Annotated in this window: 17 protein-coding genes; 10 read left to right on the forward strand and 7 right to left on the reverse strand. The window is 59.0% G+C overall.

Features of this window, described 5'->3' with window-relative positions; translation table 11 throughout:
* The first annotated feature begins 58 nt into the window (after positions 1–58).
* A complete protein-coding gene (locus LIY36_RS13540; RefSeq protein WP_192297304.1) occupies positions 59–241 on the forward strand; it encodes a PA3496 family putative envelope integrity protein in 183 nt (60 codons plus the stop codon).
* Between the two features lie 94 nt (positions 242–335).
* On the opposite strand, the gene LIY36_RS13545 is transcribed toward LIY36_RS13540, so the two are convergent.
* The 3 genes from LIY36_RS13545 to LIY36_RS13555 form a co-directional block, all read right to left on the reverse strand.
* Positions 336–968 (reverse strand): response regulator transcription factor, encoded by a 633-nt coding sequence (locus LIY36_RS13545; RefSeq protein ID WP_122719714.1) that lies wholly within the window; start codon positions 966–968, stop codon positions 336–338.
* Between the two features lie 632 nt (positions 969–1,600).
* Complete coding sequence (locus LIY36_RS13550; protein ID WP_029295244.1) at positions 1,601–2,818, reverse strand: argininosuccinate synthase; 1,218 nt, start codon at positions 2,816–2,818, stop codon at positions 1,601–1,603.
* Between the two features lie 129 nt (positions 2,819–2,947).
* Complete coding sequence (locus tag LIY36_RS13555) at positions 2,948–3,856, reverse strand: flagellar protein MotY (RefSeq protein ID WP_226455946.1); 909 nt, start codon at positions 3,854–3,856, stop codon at positions 2,948–2,950.
* A 156-nt stretch (positions 3,857–4,012) separates the two neighbouring features.
* On the opposite strand from LIY36_RS13555, the gene pyrC reads away from it, so the two are divergent.
* Both pyrC and rnt read left to right on the forward strand, forming a co-directional pair.
* Positions 4,013–5,059 carry a dihydroorotase gene (pyrC, locus tag LIY36_RS13560; protein WP_192297306.1) on the forward strand — a complete coding sequence of 349 codons (1,047 nt, stop codon included), beginning with the start codon at positions 4,013–4,015 and terminating at the stop codon, positions 5,057–5,059.
* Positions 5,056–5,727: a ribonuclease T gene (gene rnt, locus LIY36_RS13565; RefSeq protein WP_083359903.1), complete on the forward strand. Its 672-nt coding sequence runs from the start codon at positions 5,056–5,058 to the stop codon at positions 5,725–5,727. Before pyrC ends, rnt begins: the two co-directional genes overlap by 4 nt.
* A 206-nt stretch (positions 5,728–5,933) precedes the next feature.
* Here the strand turns inward: rnt and LIY36_RS13570 are convergent, their stop codons facing one another.
* A complete protein-coding gene (locus LIY36_RS13570) occupies positions 5,934–6,536 on the reverse strand; it encodes a peroxiredoxin (RefSeq protein ID WP_003172097.1) in 603 nt (200 codons plus the stop codon).
* Between the two features lie 242 nt (positions 6,537–6,778).
* Between LIY36_RS13570 and LIY36_RS13575 the strand changes: the two genes are divergently transcribed.
* Together LIY36_RS13575 and bfr are read left to right on the forward strand one after the other, a co-directional pair.
* Entirely contained in the window at positions 6,779–6,997 is a 219-nt protein-coding gene (locus LIY36_RS13575; protein ID WP_159933212.1) for a bacterioferritin-associated ferredoxin, read from the forward strand.
* Positions 6,998–7,198: 201 nt separating this feature from the next.
* A complete protein-coding gene (gene bfr, locus LIY36_RS13580) occupies positions 7,199–7,669 on the forward strand; it encodes a bacterioferritin (protein WP_192297307.1) in 471 nt (156 codons plus the stop codon).
* A 69-nt stretch (positions 7,670–7,738) separates the two neighbouring features.
* On the opposite strand, the gene grxD is transcribed toward bfr, so the two are convergent.
* Positions 7,739–8,077, reverse strand: coding sequence for a Grx4 family monothiol glutaredoxin (gene grxD, locus LIY36_RS13585; RefSeq protein WP_065906770.1), 339 nt, complete (start codon positions 8,075–8,077; stop codon positions 7,739–7,741).
* A gap of 77 nt (positions 8,078–8,154) precedes the next feature.
* Positions 8,155–10,263, reverse strand: a complete 2,109-nt coding sequence (locus LIY36_RS13590; protein WP_226455947.1) for a molybdopterin oxidoreductase family protein — start codon at positions 10,261–10,263, stop codon at positions 8,155–8,157.
* 433 nt (positions 10,264–10,696) lie between these two features.
* Between LIY36_RS13590 and argF the strand changes: the two genes are divergently transcribed.
* A complete protein-coding gene (argF, locus tag LIY36_RS13595; protein WP_192297309.1) occupies positions 10,697–11,617 on the forward strand; it encodes an ornithine carbamoyltransferase in 921 nt (306 codons plus the stop codon).
* Positions 11,614–12,723 (forward strand): ABC transporter ATP-binding protein, encoded by a 1,110-nt coding sequence (locus LIY36_RS13600; RefSeq protein WP_226455948.1) that lies wholly within the window; start codon positions 11,614–11,616, stop codon positions 12,721–12,723. Before argF ends, LIY36_RS13600 begins: the two co-directional genes overlap by 4 nt.
* Positions 12,724–12,859: 136 nt before the next feature.
* On the opposite strand, the gene ybaK is transcribed toward LIY36_RS13600, so the two are convergent.
* Positions 12,860–13,330, reverse strand: a complete 471-nt coding sequence (gene ybaK / locus LIY36_RS13605) for a Cys-tRNA(Pro) deacylase (RefSeq protein WP_226455949.1) — start codon at positions 13,328–13,330, stop codon at positions 12,860–12,862.
* Between the two features lie 326 nt (positions 13,331–13,656).
* Between ybaK and LIY36_RS13610 the strand changes: the two genes are divergently transcribed.
* From LIY36_RS13610 to LIY36_RS13620, 3 genes are all read left to right on the forward strand, one after another.
* Positions 13,657–14,514 (forward strand): MIP/aquaporin family protein, encoded by an 858-nt coding sequence (locus tag LIY36_RS13610; RefSeq protein ID WP_192297312.1) that lies wholly within the window; start codon positions 13,657–13,659, stop codon positions 14,512–14,514.
* 78 nt (positions 14,515–14,592) lie between these two features.
* On the forward strand, positions 14,593–16,098 hold the full coding sequence (gene glpK / locus LIY36_RS13615) for a glycerol kinase GlpK (RefSeq protein WP_226455950.1): 1,506 nt from the start codon (positions 14,593–14,595) through the stop codon (positions 16,096–16,098).
* 83 nt (positions 16,099–16,181) lie between these two features.
* Complete coding sequence (locus tag LIY36_RS13620) at positions 16,182–16,937, forward strand: DeoR/GlpR family transcriptional regulator (protein WP_226455951.1); 756 nt, start codon at positions 16,182–16,184, stop codon at positions 16,935–16,937.
* The last annotated feature ends 241 nt before the right edge of the window (positions 16,938–17,178 follow it).

Here is a 17,178-nt window from a genome sequence, read left to right on the forward strand (position 1 = left end):
ATTCATGGATTATCGTTATAAGGAGCGCCAACGGCAGTCTTAGCCCGGAGTGAACCTTATGAGCACTGGCAAAGAACAATTGGATGTAGAAGACGACCTCGTTGCAGAGCCGGATGACGATGGCGAAGCCCCCGTTGCGGAGGTGGCCAAGACCAATCTGAGCAAACGTCGCACTATCGACAATCTTCTGGAAGAGCGACGCTTGCAAAAACAACTGGCCGATTACGACTTCGACCTCTGACCTGGCCGTTGACGACCAGAAGCCTCCCTGACGGAGGCTTTTTTCCAACGAGTACTCTGGTTACCTATCGGCGTTTTGATGGACCCCTTCCCACCTATACCAACCCATTGCGCTGGGCCAGTTCAATCAGGTCCACCAGGGAGCGGGCATTGAGCTTGAGCAACAAGCGCGTCTTGTAGGTGCTGACGGTCTTGTTACTGAGGAACATGCCATCGGCGATCTCCTTGTTGGTTTTACCACGGGCCAACTGCTGCAACACCATCATCTCCCGGCCCGAAAGGCGTTCAACCATGTCGGCCTCGCTGGCATTGCCCATGGTAGAGCGCACCGAATTCAGCGCCTGGTTCGGGAAATAGCTGTAGCCGGAAAGCACCGCCTTGATAGCGCTCAGCAACTCGGTCAGGTCCTGTTGCTTGCATACATAGCCTGCCGCCCCCGCCTGCATGCATCGCATGGAGAAATGCCCCGGAGCCTGCGACGTCAGCACCAACACCTTGAACGGCGCAGGCTGTTTGACCGAGGAGAGCCGGCAAATAACTTCCAACCCATCGAGCTTGGGAATTCCAATATCCAGTATGACAATGTCCGGCATATGTTCCCGTGCAAGTTGCAACGCATCGACACCGTTATCGGTCTCGGCAACGACCTCATAACCATGACGCTCCATTAGCATACGCACAGCAAGACGAATGACGGGATGATCATCCACGATCAGCACTTTATTCATAAGAAAGTCCAATTTCGCTGTTCGAATTATTCAGAGCAAGCACAATAGCCTAGTCGTTTCCTAGTTGGCATAGTATTCCCCCCCGCGCAACAGCAAGCAGAGACCCAACCCACAACGTAATAGGAATTGACCTACAAAAAAACGCAAAGTCGACCGTAGCGAGTTGTATGAGGCCTTTCAGATCTTTCCGGTCCCACACATATTTTGAATAAATTACCCCACGGATATGGGATGGACGGCGAAAGTAACGCACACGACTTTCAGGAAATATCCCTTGCTTGTGGTCATCGCTCCCTTGAGAAGCCAAGAAAACCACCACCTTTTTAGTTCCATTAAACATATTTATTTACACCCATATTTCCTACAGAACATTCAGCGCACAACAATTAAATTGTGCTTACTTGTGTGATTTATCTGTAAGACATAGTTCCTTGTCAGGTGTAATTAATTCATTTCACCTCGCAAACAAGCCATCACGTGCAGTTGGCCCGGCAGACAAATTTCCTGTCACCTTAACTTCAACAAAGTTTAAACATCGATAAACAAAAGATCGAATCAAGGCTGCCTGGTTTTTCATCGGGCAAAAAAAAGCCCCTTTCAACAAGGGGCTTTCCTTAGAGTGTCTTGAGCACTCAGAACAACTTGCGACCTTTGTTGGCCGCAATGCGCATGCGCAGTGCGTTCAACTTGATAAAGCCCGCTGCGTCCGCCTGGTTGTAGGCGCCGCCGTCTTCTTCGAAGGTGGCGATGTTGGCGTCGAACAGCGACTCATCGGATTTACGCCCGGTGACGATCACGTTACCTTTGTACAGCTTCAGGCGCACAACGCCGTTCACGTGGACCTGGGAAGCGTCGATCATCTGTTGCAGCATCAGACGCTCAGGGCTCCACCAGTAGCCGGTGTAGATCAGGCTGGCGTACTTAGGCATCAGCTCGTCTTTGAGGTGAGCCACTTCACGGTCCAGGGTGATGGACTCGATGGCGCGGTGAGCGCGCAGCATGATGGTGCCGCCCGGAGTTTCGTAGCAGCCACGGGACTTCATGCCCACGTAACGGTTCTCGACGATGTCGAGGCGGCCGATACCGTGTTCGCCACCGATACGGTTCAGGGTCGCCAGCACGGTAGCCGGAGTCATTTCGACGCCGTCCAGCGCGACGATGTCGCCGTTGCGGTAGGTCAGTTCCAGGTACTGTGGCTTGTCTGGCGCGTTCTCCGGGGAGACGGTCCATTTCCACATGTCTTCTTCGTGCTCGGTCCAGGTGTCTTCCAGCACGCCGCCTTCATAGGAGATGTGCAGCAAGTTGGCGTCCATCGAGTACGGGGACTTCTTCTTGCCGTGGCGCTCGATCGGGATTGCGTGCTTTTCAGCGTAATCCATCAGCTTTTCACGGGACAGCAGGTCCCATTCACGCCAAGGGGCAATCACTTTGACGCCCGGCTTGAGCGCGTAGGCGCCCAGTTCGAAACGCACTTGGTCGTTGCCCTTGCCGGTCGCGCCATGGGAAATGGCGTCGGCGCCGGTTTCGTTGGCGATTTCGATCAGGCGTTTGGCGATCAGCGGACGTGCGATGGAAGTACCCAGCAGGTACTCGCCTTCATAGACGGTGTTGGCGCGAAACATCGGGAAAACGAAATCGCGGACGAATTCTTCGCGCAGGTCGTCAATGTAGATCTCTTTCACGCCCATGGCTTGCGCCTTGGCACGTGCAGGTTCGACCTCTTCGCCCTGACCCAGGTCAGCGGTGAAGGTCACCACTTCACAGTTATAAGTATCCTGCAGCCACTTGAGGATCACCGAAGTGTCCAGGCCGCCGGAATACGCGAGAACGACCTTGTTTACGTCGGCCATGCCATCACTCCACGGGGTTGTACGGAAAGGCGACGATTCTACCGATCAAAACCGTGAAATTACAGGGGCGCGACAGCAAATGAAGATAAAGCGACAGATTATGTCGAGAGGGCGACCGGTGGTCGCACCTTATGAGGTGGCCGCGGGATTGCTCCGGACCGCAGCCTGGGGTGCCGGTTTCTCGGGGGTTGCGACCCGCTCCAGCTGAATATTGACGCGGCGGTTGCGTGCGCGGTTGGCAGCATTGGTGTTGGGCGCCAGCGGGTAGCTTTCGCCGTGGAAGCGCAGGGTAATCTGCGACTCCTCGACGCCGTTGGCCTTGAAGTAGTCCATCACCGCCAATGCACGACGCCGTGAAACATCACGATTGGTCAGGCGGTTGCCGCTGTTGTCCGAGTGGCCGTTCAACTCGATGTGGTTGACGGTCGGGTCGGCCTTCATGAATTCAAGAATCACTGCCAGCTTCTGCTTGGCCGCCGCATCCAGCTCGATGCCACCGCCCGGAAAGCCGACTTCGGTCTGCTTGACCTGATCGTAATTCATCGGCAGCAGCTTGGCGGTGCACAGTTGATAGTCGCTGTAAGCCTTGTTGAACTTCACCGGCAACAGGCGGATTTCCGAGTAGCCGCCCTCACGCCCGTAATGCCGTACGGTCGGCGAACGCCCCTCGAGCAAACCATTGAACAGGCGCCCGGCCTGGGCCTGTGAGCTGTTGAACAGCACTTCGCCACTGCCGGCACGCACGGCTCCCAGATTGATGTCGCCGCGTCCGGGCTGCCAAGGTGCGGCAGCGGCCAGCAAGGTGGCCGAACCTGCGCCCAGCGAACCATTAAAGGCTTTCAGACGAAACGTCGCCTGCTCGCCGGCCCGGCGCACGAACTCACCCGAACCAAAATCGGTGATCGGTTGGCTCAGACGGCACTCAAACTTGTCGCCCTCTACCTTCCACTCAATATTCTCCAGACGTGTCTGGAACGTGAGGGCCATCGCAGGCAGGCTGGCGAACACACTGAGCAGGGCTAGATAATGCTGGCGCACGGGAGGCTCCACTGGTTTCTACAACACTTCAAAGCGTCATACATCGATAAGGCATACGAAAGGCTATCGGATGCATCCTGTAAAACTTGATAGCGAGTGCCTGCAAGAGTCTTTTCCGGTAGCATTCCCACCAGATTGACCCGCCTGGAATCCCCAATGTCCGACCGCCTGACCCTGCTGCGTCCCGACGACTGGCATATTCATCTTCGCGATGGTGCTGCGTTGCCCCAAACCGTGGCCGATGTTGCGCGCACGTTTGGCCGTGCCATCATCATGCCTAACCTGGTACCTCCGGTGCGTAACGCCGCTGAAGCCGACGCCTATCGCCAGCGTATCCTCGCTGCGCGCCCGGCCGGCAGCCGCTTCGAACCGCTGATGGTGCTCTACCTCACCGACCGCACCCAGCCCGACGAGATTCGCGAGGCCAAGGCCAGCGGCTACGTGCACGCCGCCAAGCTGTACCCGGCTGGCGCGACCACCAACTCCGATTCCGGTGTGACAAGTATCGACAAGATCCTGCCGGCCATCGAAGCCATGGCCGAAGTCGGCATGCCGCTGTTGATCCACGGTGAAGTCACCCGTGGCGACGTGGACGTGTTCGATCGCGAGAAGATCTTCATCGACGAGCACATGCGTCGCGTGGTCGAACTGTTCCCGACCCTCAAGGTAGTGTTCGAACACATCACCACCGCCGATGCCGTGCAGTTCGTCACCGAGGCCTCGGCCAACGTCGGCGCGACCATCACTGCGCACCATCTGCTGTACAACCGCAACCACATGCTGGTGGGCGGGATTCGGCCGCATTTCTATTGCCTGCCGATCCTCAAGCGCAACACCCATCAGGTGGCACTGCTGGATGCCGCCACCAGTGGCAATCCGAAGTTCTTCCTCGGCACCGACTCCGCGCCACACGCCCAGCATGCCAAGGAAGCCGCGTGCGGCTGTGCCGGTTGCTACACGGCCTACGCGGCGATCGAGCTGTACGCCGAAGCGTTCGAACAACGCAATGCCCTGGACAAGCTCGAAGGTTTCGCCAGCCTCAACGGCCCGCGTTTCTACGGCCTGCCGGCGAATACCGACCGCATCACCCTGGTCCGTGAAGACTGGACCGCCCCTGCCAGCCTGCCGTTTGGCGAGTTGACTGTTATCCCGCTGCGCGCCGGTGAAACACTGCGCTGGCGCCTGCTGGAGGAAAGCAAGTGAGTGAAGACCATTACGACGACGAACACGAGCACAGCGGTGGCGGTTCACGCCACCCGATGGCCGAGCGGTTCCGCGGCTATCTGCCGGTTGTCATCGACGTAGAAACCGGCGGTTTCAATTGCGCCACCGACGCCTTGCTGGAGATCGCAGCCACCACCATCGGCATGGATGAACAGGGTTTCGTGTTCCCGGAACACACCCACTTCTTCCGCGTCGAGCCGTTCGAAGGCGCCAACATCGAGGCGGCGGCCCTGGAATTTACCGGGATCAAGCTCGATCACCCGCTGCGCATGGCCGTGAGTGAAGAAGCGGCACTGACCGACATCTTCCGTGGTGTGCGCAAGGCGTTGAAGGCCAATGGCTGCAAACGCGCGATCCTGGTCGGCCACAACAGCAGCTTCGACCTGGGCTTCCTGAACGCCGCCGTGGCGCGGTTGGACATGAAGCGCAACCCGTTCCACCCGTTCTCCAGCTTCGACACCGCTACCCTCGCGGGCCTGGCTTACGGCCAGACCGTACTGGCCAAAGCCTGTCAGGCAGCCGGTATCGACTTTGACGGTCGCGAAGCCCACTCGGCGCGCTATGACACCGAGAAGACCGCCGACCTGTTCTGCGGCATAGTCAATCGCTGGAAGCAGATGGGCGGCTGGGAAGACTTCAACGACTAACAGCGCTGTTGTAGTGAGCGGGCTTGCCCCGCGCTGGGGGGCGAAGCCGCCCCAAATCCAACCGCCTCCGTTTTACTGATACACCGAGGTGCCTGGGTTTAGGGCGGCTTCGCCCCCCAGCGCGGGGCAAGCCCGCTCACTACAGCCATTTCCCGCCCATAAAAAAACGGCCTTCTCAGGCCGTTTTTTTGTACCTCAAATCTGGCTTACAGCTTGCCAGCGTTCTCGGTCAGGTAAGCCGCAACGCCTTCTGGCGAAGCGTTCATGCCTTTGTCGCCTTTTTTCCAGTTGGCAGGGCAGACTTCGCCGTGCTCTTCGTGGAATTGCAGGGCGTCGACCAGGCGGATCAGTTCTTCCATGTTACGGCCCAGCGGCAGGTCGTTGATGATCTGGGAGCGCACAACGCCCTTGTCATCGATCAGGAACGCGCCACGGAAAGCCACGCCGCCTTCGGATTCAACGTCGTAGGCCTTGGCGATGTCGTGCTTCATGTCGGCAGCCATGGTGTATTTGACTTTGCCGATGCCGCCATCATTGATGGCAGTGTTGCGCCAGGCGTTGTGGGTGAAATGGGAGTCGATGGAAACGGCAACCACTTCAACGTTACGCGCCTTGAAATCGTCCATGCGGTGGTCCAGAGCGATCAGCTCCGACGGGCAGACGAAGGTGAAGTCCAGCGGGTAGAAGAACACCAGGCCGTATTTGCCTTTGATGGCTTCAGACAGTTTGAAACTGTCTACGATTTCGCCATTGCCGAGGACGGCAGGTACATCGAAATCCGGGGCTTGTTTGCCGACGAGTACGCTCATTGGGTATCTCCTGATGTGAGGGTGACGATTGAAGTAAAAGGACCGGCCCAGTCTGGCGCCTGTAGGCGACAACCCTGTGACGCAGTCACGCTTCGTGAAGACCGACCATCATACACTGAAAAAACCGTTCGTCAGCGCAGGGGCAATACGCGCAAATACCCTACGAATCTACTTTGACAATCATTCTCGTTAACATTAAGATCCATCGCACTCAAGCCTTAAACCCGCGACGGTTCTCCCTTATGTATGTGTGCCTCTGTACTGGCGTCACCGACGGACAAATCCGCGAAGCAATCTACGAAGGTTGCTGCAGCTACAAGGAAGTGCGTGAAACCACCGGCGTTGCCAGCCAGTGCGGTAAATGTGCTTGCCTGGCCAAGCAAGTGGTACGGGAAACCCTGACGCAGCTGCAGACAGCCCAGGCCACGCTCCCCTATTCAGCAGAATTTACACACGCTTAAATCGGCGTGTTTTAAAGAACCGGACTTAGTGTCCGGTTTTTTTATGCCCGCAATTCAATAAGTTAGCGCTAAGACGCGGAACACAAACATTCTTATTCCGATTAATTTTCATTTATTATTCAATAACTTAGGTTTGACACTAAGGTTTTCGCCGCTCAAACTCCGGCCTATATACAGCTATTACAGGGCAGGACCCCAGTCATGAAAGGCGACATCTCAGTCATCCAGCAACTCAACAAAATCCTTGCCAATGAACTGGTCGCGATCAATCAGTACTTCCTGCATGCACGCATGTTTGACGATTGGGGCCTGGAAAAGCTGGGCAAGCGTGAATACAAAGAATCGATCAAAGCCATGAAGGACGCCGACGCGCTGATCAAGCGCATCCTGTTCCTCGAAGGCCTGCCGAACGTGCAGGACCTGGGCAAGCTGAGCATCGGCGAGCACACCCAGGAAATGATCAACAGCGACCTGAAATTCGAGCAAAAGAGCCACAGCGACCTCAAGGCCGCCATCGCTCACTGCGAAACCAAAGGCGACTTCGGCAGCCGTGAGCTGCTGGAAGATATTCTGGAAGACCAGGAAGAACACATCGACTGGCTGGAAACCCAACTGGGCCTGATCGACAAAGTCAGCCTGGAAAACTACCTGCAATCGCAGATGGGCGAATAAGCCCTCGGCACGCAGGTATAAAAAAGCCCCGCTCTCTCACGAGAAGCGGGGCTTTTCATTGCAAGCGAATCAAGCGTCAGTCTTGGCCGCCGCGTTTGCCGCCGCTTCCTTGATCAGCGCTTGCAGCGAACCATCAGCCGCCATCTCAACGATGATGTCGCTACCGCCGACCAATTCACCGGCAACCCACAGTTGTGGGAACGTAGGCCAGTTGGCGTACTTGGGCAGGTTGGCACGGATTTCAGGGTTCTGCAGGATGTCCACGTAAGCGAATTTCTCGCCGCACGCCATGATCGCCTGGGAAGCCTTCGCGGAGAAACCGCACTGAGGAGCGTTTGGCGCGCCCTTCATGTAAAGCAGAATGGTGTTGTTGGCAATCTGCTCTTTGATCGTTTCGATGATATCCATGGAACACCTCGGCTGGAACTTTGCGACTCACAGGTCGGCACGGTGGCGCATTGTAACGCAAAATTCCAGCGCAGTGCTCAGGCGGCTGCGACCTGAACCGGAACGCCGTTGAGCGCAGCGTTGCCCGACAACTCGTCCAAATGCCGCTCGTCGGTCAAGTCGTTCGCACTCGCCCCCGGCTGCCCACTGGCAATGCTCATCTGCACACCCGGACGGCCATGCCCCCAACCGTGGGGCAGGCTGACTACACCGGGCATCATATCCAGGCTGGCCAGTACTTCCACTTCGATCATGCCGATGCGCGAACTCACTCGCACGCGCTGACCATCGCTCAATTGCCGACTGGCCAGATCGTCCGGGTGCATCAACAACTGATGACGGGGCTTGCCCTTCACCAAGCGGTGATAGTTATGCATCCAGGAGTTGTTGCTGCGCACGTGGCGACGACCGATCAACAACAACTCATCCGCCACAGGCAGCGGCTGCGCGGCAAAGCGCGCCAGATCGGCAAGGATCACCGCCGGTGCCGCCTGCACTTTGCCATCCGCCGTTTTCAAGCGCGCAACCAGATTGGCCTTGAGCGGCCCCAAGTCGACGCCATGGGGATGTTCCGCCAGCATCGCCACCGACAACTTGTGGCTCGACGCATCACCGTAAACCCCGGCACGCAACCCGAAGTCGATCATCTGCGCCGGCGCCATGGTCGGCTTCAGCACTGCACCGGTCTGCGCGGCAAACGCCTCTGCCAGACCTACGAAGATCTCCCAGTCATGCAGCGCCCCCGCCGGCTTGGGCAAGATCGCACGGTTGAAGCGGGTGACGTTACGCACCGCGAACATATTGAAGGTGGTGTCGTAGTGATCGTTCTCCAGTGCCGATGTAGACGGCAGGATCAAGTCGGCATATCGCGTGGTCTCGTTGATATAGAGATCGATGCTGACCATGAACTCCAGCCCATCCAGCGCCTGTTCCAACTGGCGGCCGTTGGGTGTCGACAACACCGGATTGCCGGCCACCGTGACCAATGCGCGGATTTGCCCTTCGCCCTCGGTAAGCATTTCCTCAGCCAGGGCCGACACCGGCAACTCGCCGCCATATTCCGGACGCCCGGACACCCGGCTCTGCCAGCGATTGAAATGCCCACCGCCTGTCGACGCCACCAGATCCACCGCCGGCGTGGTGCACACGGCGCCACCGGCACGGTCCAGGTTGCCAGTGACCAGGTTGATCAGTTGCACCAGCCAATGACACAAAGTGCCGAACGCCTGGGTGGAGACGCCCATGCGCCCGTAACACACCGCCCTGTCCGCCGCCGCAAAGTCCCGCGCGAGCTGGCGAATCTGCGCGGCCGGCACTGCACATTGGCGACTCATGGCCTCGGCGGTAAACCCGACGATTGCCTGGCGCACATCGTCCAGGCCAGCGACCGGCAGGTGACTGTCGCGAGTCAGGTTTTCACTGAACAAGGTGTTGAGCACCCCAAACAACAACGCCGCATCTCCGCCGGGGCGCACGAACAGGTGCTGATCGGCCATCGCCGCTGTCTCACTGCGCCGCGGGTCGACCACCACCACTTTGCCGCCACGGGCCTGGATGGCCTTGAGACGCTTCTCCACATCGGGCACGGTCATGATGCTGCCGTTGGATGCCAATGGGTTGCCGCCGAGGATCAGCATGAAATCGGTGTGATCGATGTCCGGAATTGGCAGCAATAGGCCATGACCGTACATCAGGTGACTGGTGAGGTGGTGGGGCAACTGGTCCACCGAGGTCGCCGAGAAGCGGTTGCGCGTCTTCAACTGGCCCAGGAAGTAGTTGCTATGGGTCATCAGCCCATAGTTATGCACGCTGGGGTTGCCCTGGTACACCGCCACCGCATTCTGGCCGTGCCGGGCCTGGATACCCGCCAGGCGCTCGGCTACAAGGGCGAAGGCGTCTTCCCACGGGATTGGCTGCCATTCGCTGCCCACCCGCAACATAGGCTGGTGCAGGCGGTCCGGGTCATTCTGGATGTCCTGCAGTGCCACCGCCTTGGGGCAGATATGCCCGCGGCTGAACGTATCCAGCGCATCACCCTTGATCGAGGTGATCGCCAGGCTGCCGTCGTCGGCCTCGGTGGTTTCCAGGGTCAGGCCGCAGATGGCTTCACACAGATGGCAGGCACGGTGGTGGAGAGTCTTGGTCATGGCCAGTCTCTTTATAGGGGCTTTGACTCAACTATGAGCCGCCACATGCAGGGGCGCCACCAACGTTCGCGGTGTGAATCGACGGGCATCAGGCCCGGCCATGGCTAAGAGTGAGCAAATGTTTCAGAAGCCCGCAAAGCATCGCTGAAACCGACGCAACCGGGCCCAAGCCCGCCGCCGCGCATTGCAAAAGGTTGCGGCGCCAGTGTACAAATGGCCCGCTGCCGTATGGAATTCGTCTTCAAAAGCGCTCTCGCGCCCTTCTTGAACACCCCTAAAAACGTAGCCCTATTGGTAAGACGCGACATTTAATGTCAATATCGCGCCTTCCCCTATTTCGTCGCCCCGTGCGGCTTTCGCCGCAGGTCTCGCCCGTTGTCACAATAAACAAGGCTTTGAGTATCTGCGGTCTGTTGCAAAAAGGTAGTTAATGATGAGCGCAAGGCACTTTCTCTCTCTGATGGATTGCACGCCCGAAGAGCTGGTCAGCGTGATCCGTCGAGGCATTGAGCTTAAAGACCTGCGTAACCGCGGCGTACTGTTCGAGCCTTTGAAAAACCGCGTTCTCGGGATGATCTTCGAGAAATCGTCGACCCGCACCCGCCTGTCCTTCGAAGCCGGCATGATCCAGCTGGGTGGCCAAGCCATCTTCCTGTCACCGCGCGACACCCAACTGGGCCGTGGCGAGCCGATCAGCGATTGCGCGATCGTCATGTCGCGCATGCTTGATGCGGTGATGATCCGTACCTTCGCCCATAGCACCCTCACCGAATTCGCCGCCAACTCCCGCGTGCCCGTGATCAACGGCCTGTCCGACGACCTGCACCCGTGCCAGTTGCTGGCCGACATGCAAACCTTCCTTGAGCATCGCGGTTCGATCCAGGGCAAGACCGTGGCCTGGATCGGCGACGGCAACAACATGTGCAACAGCTATATAGAAGCGGCGATCCAGTTCGACTTCCAACTGCGCGTTGCCTGCCCGGAAGGCTACGAGCCTGACGCGCGTTTCCTCGCACAGGCAGGTGAGCGCGTCACCGTCGTTCGTGACCCACGGGATGCCGTGATCGGCGCTCACCTGGTCAGCACCGACGTCTGGACCTCCATGGGCCAGGAAGACGAAACCGCCAAGCGCCTCGCGCTGTTCGCGCCGTTCCAGGTCACCCGTGCCCTGCTCGACCTGGCCGCGCCGGACGTGTTGTTCATGCACTGCCTGCCAGCCCACCGTGGCGAAGAAATCAGCCTCGACCTGCTTGACGATTCGCGCTCCGTCGCCTGGGACCAGGCCGAAAACCGCCTGCACGCGCAGAAAGCCCTGCTCGAATTCCTCGTCCCGCCTTCGTACCATCACGCATGAGCCATCCACTCCTGCTGAACCTGCGCAATCTGGCATGCGGCTATCAAGATCAACGGGTGGTGCAGAACCTCAACCTGCACCTCAATGCCGGTGACATCGGCTGCCTGCTGGGCTCCTCGGGCTGCGGCAAGACCACCACCCTGCGGGCGATAGCCGGTTTCGAGCCGGTGCACGAAGGTGAAATCAGCCTGGCCGGCGAAGTGATCTCCAGCGCCGGTTTCACCCTGGCGCCGGAGAAACGTCGTATCGGTATGGTGTTCCAGGACTACGCACTGTTTCCCCACCTCAGCGTGGCGGACAACATCGCGTTCGGCATCCGCAAGCACCCGAAAAAAGACCACGTGGTCGCCGAACTGCTGGAACTGGTCAACCTGAAGAACCTCGGCAAACGCTTCCCCCACGAGCTGTCCGGCGGCCAGCAGCAACGCGTTGCCCTCGCCCGCGCACTGGCGCCGGAGCCGCAACTGCTGCTGCTCGACGAACCCTTCTCCAACCTCGACGGCGAACTGCGGCGCAAGCTCAGCCATGAGGTGCGTGACATCCTCAAGGTCCGGGGCACCAGTGCGATTCTGGTCACCCACGACCAGGAAGAAGCGTTCGCCGTGAGCGACCAGGTCGGTGTATTCAAGGAAGGCCGCCTGGAGCAATGGGACACGCCCTACAACCTCTATCACGAGCCGCAGACCCCGTACGTCGCCAGTTTTATCGGCCAGGGGTATTTTATCCGCGGCCAATTGAGCACGCCGGAGTCGGTCAGCACCGAACTGGGTGAACTGCGCGGCAATCGCGCCTACACCTGGCCAACGGGTGGCGCGGTGGATGTTCTGCTGCGTCCGGATGACCTCGTGTATGCGCCGGACAGCGCGTTGAAAGCGCGCATCGTCGGCAAGACGTTTCTCGGTGCGTCGACCTTGTACCGACTGCAACTGCCGACGGGCGCGCAGCTGGAGTCGATCTTCCCGAGCCATGCGGACCATCAGATCGGCGCGGATGTAGGGATTCGGGTGGCGGCGGAACATCTGGTGCTGTTCCAGGCTTCGGGCAGCGTTGCGGCGCAGATTCCCCAATCCGAATCAGGCGTAAGACGCTACAGCCCGGCCACCTGAAGACACCGGCTCAAAAAAAGTGGGAGCGGGCTTGCTCGCGAATGCGGCTTATCAGTGATGACTGTATCGACTGAAACTCTGCATTCGCGAGCAAGCCCGCTCCCACATTTTGATCCAGGTACACCCCAGCGTAGGTTTACGCCCGGCCAATCGGCGCGAATTTGGCCTGGGTGTGCTCCGCCAGCACCGCCGCCGACAGTTCCACTTCAAGCCCCCGCCTCCCCGCACTGACAAAAATCGTCGCAAACGGCTGCGCCGTTTCATCGATAAACGTGCGTAAACGCTTCTTCTGCCCCAACGGGCTGATCCCCCCCAGCAGGTACCCGGTAGAGCGCTGCGCTGCCGCCGGGTCGGCCATTTCGACTTTTTTCACCCCCGCCGCCTGCGCCAGGGCCTTCAGGTCCAGACTTCCGACGACCGGCACCACCGCCACCAACAATTCACCCTTCTCGCTGCTGGCCAGCAAGGTCTTGAACACCTGCGCCGGATCAAGCCCCAACTTTTCCGCGGCTTCCAGGCCATAGGAAGCGGCCTTGGGGTCATGTTCATAACTGTGGATGTGATGTTCGGCGCGAACTTTTTTCAACAGGTCCAATGCAGGGGTCATGCTGGCTCCAAGCGTGGCAAACAGATCGCCAATTCTAGGCCAACCCCACGTAAAACGCTCTACTGCGCGCACTTTGGCAAACACACACAACGTTACAAGCATGATCATTCACCAGGTCAATAGTTTGAAAGTGACTAATGGTTCACTTTCGACCTTTGACAGCAGTGATTCTTGTCTATATTTTTTCGTTTCCGAATACTGTAGGAATAGACCTGCAATATTCGAGCAGTAAGCCGTGTCCGGGATGGGGATCCTTGCCACGGTGAAAATCGCGCAACGCCCCGTTGAGGTCGTGCGCCAGACAAGAACAACAACTGAGGTTTTCCATGACAACTGCTCTTCAACAGCCTTCACTTTCGAGCCAATGCATGGCCGAATTCCTGGGCACTGCGCTTCTGATCTTCTTCGGTACAGGGTGTGTCGCTGCGCTCAAGGTCGCGGGTGCCAGCTTTGGTTTGTGGGAAATCAGCATTATCTGGGGGATCGGCGTCAGCATGGCGATCTATCTGAGCGCCGGTATTTCCGGGGCTCACCTCAACCCGGCGGTGAGTATCGCCTTGTGTATTTTCGCCGATTTCGAAAAGCGCAAACTGCCCTTCTACATCCTCGCCCAGATCGCCGGCGCCTTTTGCGCCGCGGCCTTGGTGTACACGCTCTACAGCAACCTGTTTTTCGATTACGAACAAACCCACCATATGGTGCGCGGCTCACAAGCCAGCCTGGAATTGGCCTCGGTGTTCTCCACCTACCCCCATGCGCTGCTGAGCACCGCCCAGGCGTTCCTGGTGGAAATGGTCATCACCGCGATCCTGATGGGCGTGATCATGGCCTTGACCGATGACAACAACGGCCTGCCACGCGGCCCGCTGGCCCCACTGCTGATCGGCCTGTTGATTGCGGTGATCGGCAGCGCCATGGGCCCACTGACCGGTTTCGCGATGAACCCGGCGCGGGATCTGGGGCCCAAGCTGATGACCTTTTTCGCTGGCTGGGGTGAAATAGCCTTCACCGGCGGCCGCGACATTCCTTATTTCCTGGTGCCGATTTTCGGCCCGATCGTGGGTGCATGCCTCGGCGCCGCGGCCTATCGCGGGCTGATTGCCCGCCATCTGCCGAGCGCCGCACCTGCTGCAGTTGAAGAAACACCTGACACGGCTGTCAACGGCAAGACCCGTATTTCCTGATAGCGCCAGCCTGGACCCACCTGCCCTTTTTGCGGCCCAGGCTGATTACCGATCTTCTTATTTTCCAAGGCATTCGACATGACCGACATTCAGAATAAGAACTACATCATCGCCCTTGACCAAGGCACCACCAGTTCGCGGGCGATCATCTTCGATCGTGACGCCAACGTGGTCTGCACCGCCCAGCGCGAATTCGCCCAGCACTACCCGCAAGCGGGCTGGGTCGAGCATGACCCGATGGAAATCTTCGCCACCCAGAGCGCGGTGATGGTCGAAGCCCTGGCCCAGGCTGGCCTGCACCATGATCAGGTCGCCGCGATCGGCATCACCAACCAGCGTGAAACCACCGTGGTGTGGGACAAGGTGACCGGCCGCCCGATCTACAACGCGATCGTCTGGCAATGCCGCCGCAGCACCGAGATCTGCCAGCAACTCAAGCGCGACGGCCACGAGCAGTACATCAGCGACACCACCGGCCTGGTCACCGACCCGTACTTCTCCGGCACCAAGCTCAAGTGGATCCTCGACAACGTCGAAGGCAGCCGCGAGCGCGCGCGCAACGGCGAACTGCTGTTCGGTACCGTCGACAGCTGGCTGATCTGGAAATTTACCGGCGGCAAGACCCACGTCACCGACTACACCAACGCCTCGCGCACCATGCTCTTCAACATCCACACCCTGGAGTGGGATGCGAAGATGCTGGAGATCCTCGACATTCCGCGGGAAATGCTGCCGGAAGTTAAGTCGTCGTCGGAAATCTACGGCCGCACCAAAAGCGGCATCGCCATCGGCGGTATCGCCGGTGACCAGCAAGCCGCGCTGTTCGGCCAGATGTGCGTCGAAGCCGGCCAGGCCAAGAACACCTACGGTACGGGTTGCTTCCTGCTGATGAACACCGGCGACAAGGCGGTCAAATCCAAGCACGGCATGCTCACCACCATCGCTTGCGGTCCGCGTGGCGAAGTGGCCTACGCCCTCGAAGGCGCAGTCTTCAACGGCGGTTCCACCGTGCAGTGGCTGCGTGATGAGCTGAAAATCATCAATGACGCCCACGACACCGAATACTTCGCCGGCAAGGTCAAGGACAGCAACGGCGTGTATCTGGTGCCTGCGTTCACCGGCCTGGGCGCGCCGTACTGGGACCCGTACGCCCGTGGCGCACTGTTCGGCCTGACCCGTGGCGTACGCGTGGATCACATCATTCGTGCGGCCCTGGAGTCGATTGCCTACCAGACGCGCGATGTACTCGACGCCATGCAACAGGACTCGGGCGAACGCCTCAAGGCCCTGCGCGTGGACGGCGGCGCGGTTGCCAACAACTTCCTGATGCAATTCCAGGCCGACATCCTCGGTACCCAGGTCGAGCGCCCGCAAATGCGCGAAACCACCGCACTCGGTGCGGCCTACCTGGCTGGCTTGGCGTGTGGCTTCTGGGGCAGCCTGGACGAGTTGCGCGGCAAGGCGGTGATCGAGCGCGAATTCGAACCGCAATTGGAAGAAAAGGAAAAAGAAAAGCTCTACGCCGGCTGGCAAAAAGCGGTCAGCCGCACCCGTGACTGGGAGCCCCACGAAGGCGCTGAATAAGCCAACATCCGGTTGTAACTGGCAGGGAGCAGATTCCTGCGTCATCATGGGCCACTTTTGTATGGCAGCCCAAAGGACGCCCAATGAATCTGCCTCCCCGCCAACAACAAATCCTCGAACTGGTCCGCGAACGCGGCTACGTCAGCATCGAGGAAATGGCGCAGCTATTCGTCGTCACCCCGCAAACCATCCGCCGCGATATCAACCAGCTGGCGGACGCCAATCTGCTGCGCCGCTACCACGGCGGCGCGGCTTATGACTCCAGTGTCGAAAACACCGCATACGCCATGCGGGCCGACCAGATGCGCGACGAGAAACAGCGCATCGGCGAAGCCATCGCCGCGCAGATCCCCGATCACGCCTCGTTGTTCATCAATATCGGCACCACCACCGAATCCATCGCCCGTGCGCTGCTCAACCACAGCCACCTGAAAATCATCACCAACAACCTCAACGTCGCCAGCATGCTCAGCGCGAAGGACGACTTCGATGTGCTGCTGACCGGCGGTAATGTGCGCCGTGACGGTGGCGTGGTGGGTCAGGCCAGTGTGGATTTCATCAACCAGTTCAAGGTGGATTTCGCCTTGGTGGGCATCAGCGGCATCGATGAAGACGGCAGCCTGCTGGACTTTGACTATCAGGAAGTACGGGTTTCCCAGGCGATCATCGCCAATGCGCGTCAGGTGATCCTGGCGGCGGACTCCAGCAAATTCGGGCGCAATGCCATGATTCGCCTGGGGCCGATCAGCCTGGTGGATTGTTTGGTCACCGATCAGCAGCCGGTGCCGGCGCTGGTGCAATTGTTGAATGACCATAAGGTGCGGCTGGAAGTCGTTTAAAACCTTCGACTTCTCCGGCGCCTGCGCCGCCACCTTCGCGAGCAAGCCCGCTCCCACACTTGACCGAGTTCCAGCATAGGAATGCGGTCGAATGTGGGAGCGGGCTTGCTCGCGAAGGCGATCTATCCAACACCGACCTCCCCAAGCCTGCATCTGGCTCATGTTCACAATTTTTCCCTCTCCAGCCCGTCGATGAATTTTTTCAATCGAAGTCGGGTGGCTGTGGGCGCGTTTATCAGCT

The organism is Pseudomonas sp. AF03-9 (assembly GCF_020515815.1).
In the GTDB taxonomy this organism is placed as follows: domain Bacteria; phylum Pseudomonadota; class Gammaproteobacteria; order Pseudomonadales; family Pseudomonadaceae; genus Aquipseudomonas.

Bases quoted from the DNA above. Each gene is read 5' to 3' on its own strand.
- LIY36_RS13540 (WP_192297304.1), top strand. From the start codon at position 59: ATGAGCACTGGCAAAGAACAATTGGATGTAGAAGACGACCTCGTTGCA.
- LIY36_RS13545 (WP_122719714.1), bottom strand. From the start codon at position 968: ATGAATAAAGTGCTGATCGTGGATGATCATCCCGTCATTCGTCTTGCT.
- LIY36_RS13550 (WP_029295244.1), bottom strand. From the start codon at position 2,818: ATGGCCGACGTAAACAAGGTCGTTCTCGCGTATTCCGGCGGCCTGGAC.
- pyrC (WP_192297306.1), top strand. From the start codon at position 4,013: ATGTCCGACCGCCTGACCCTGCTGCGTCCCGACGACTGGCATATTCAT.
- LIY36_RS13570 (WP_003172097.1), bottom strand. From the start codon at position 6,536: ATGAGCGTACTCGTCGGCAAACAAGCCCCGGATTTCGATGTACCTGCC.
- LIY36_RS13575 (WP_159933212.1), top strand. From the start codon at position 6,779: ATGTATGTGTGCCTCTGTACTGGCGTCACCGACGGACAAATCCGCGAA.
- bfr (WP_192297307.1), top strand. From the start codon at position 7,199: ATGAAAGGCGACATCTCAGTCATCCAGCAACTCAACAAAATCCTTGCC.
- grxD (WP_065906770.1), bottom strand. From the start codon at position 8,077: ATGGATATCATCGAAACGATCAAAGAGCAGATTGCCAACAACACCATT.
- LIY36_RS13590 (WP_226455947.1), bottom strand. From the start codon at position 10,263: ATGACCAAGACTCTCCACCACCGTGCCTGCCATCTGTGTGAAGCCATC.
- argF (WP_192297309.1), top strand. From the start codon at position 10,697: ATGAGCGCAAGGCACTTTCTCTCTCTGATGGATTGCACGCCCGAAGAG.
- LIY36_RS13600 (WP_226455948.1), top strand. From the start codon at position 11,614: ATGAGCCATCCACTCCTGCTGAACCTGCGCAATCTGGCATGCGGCTAT.
- ybaK (WP_226455949.1), bottom strand. From the start codon at position 13,330: ATGACCCCTGCATTGGACCTGTTGAAAAAAGTTCGCGCCGAACATCAC.
- LIY36_RS13610 (WP_192297312.1), top strand. From the start codon at position 13,657: ATGACAACTGCTCTTCAACAGCCTTCACTTTCGAGCCAATGCATGGCC.
- glpK (WP_226455950.1), top strand. From the start codon at position 14,593: ATGACCGACATTCAGAATAAGAACTACATCATCGCCCTTGACCAAGGC.
- LIY36_RS13620 (WP_226455951.1), top strand. From the start codon at position 16,182: ATGAATCTGCCTCCCCGCCAACAACAAATCCTCGAACTGGTCCGCGAA.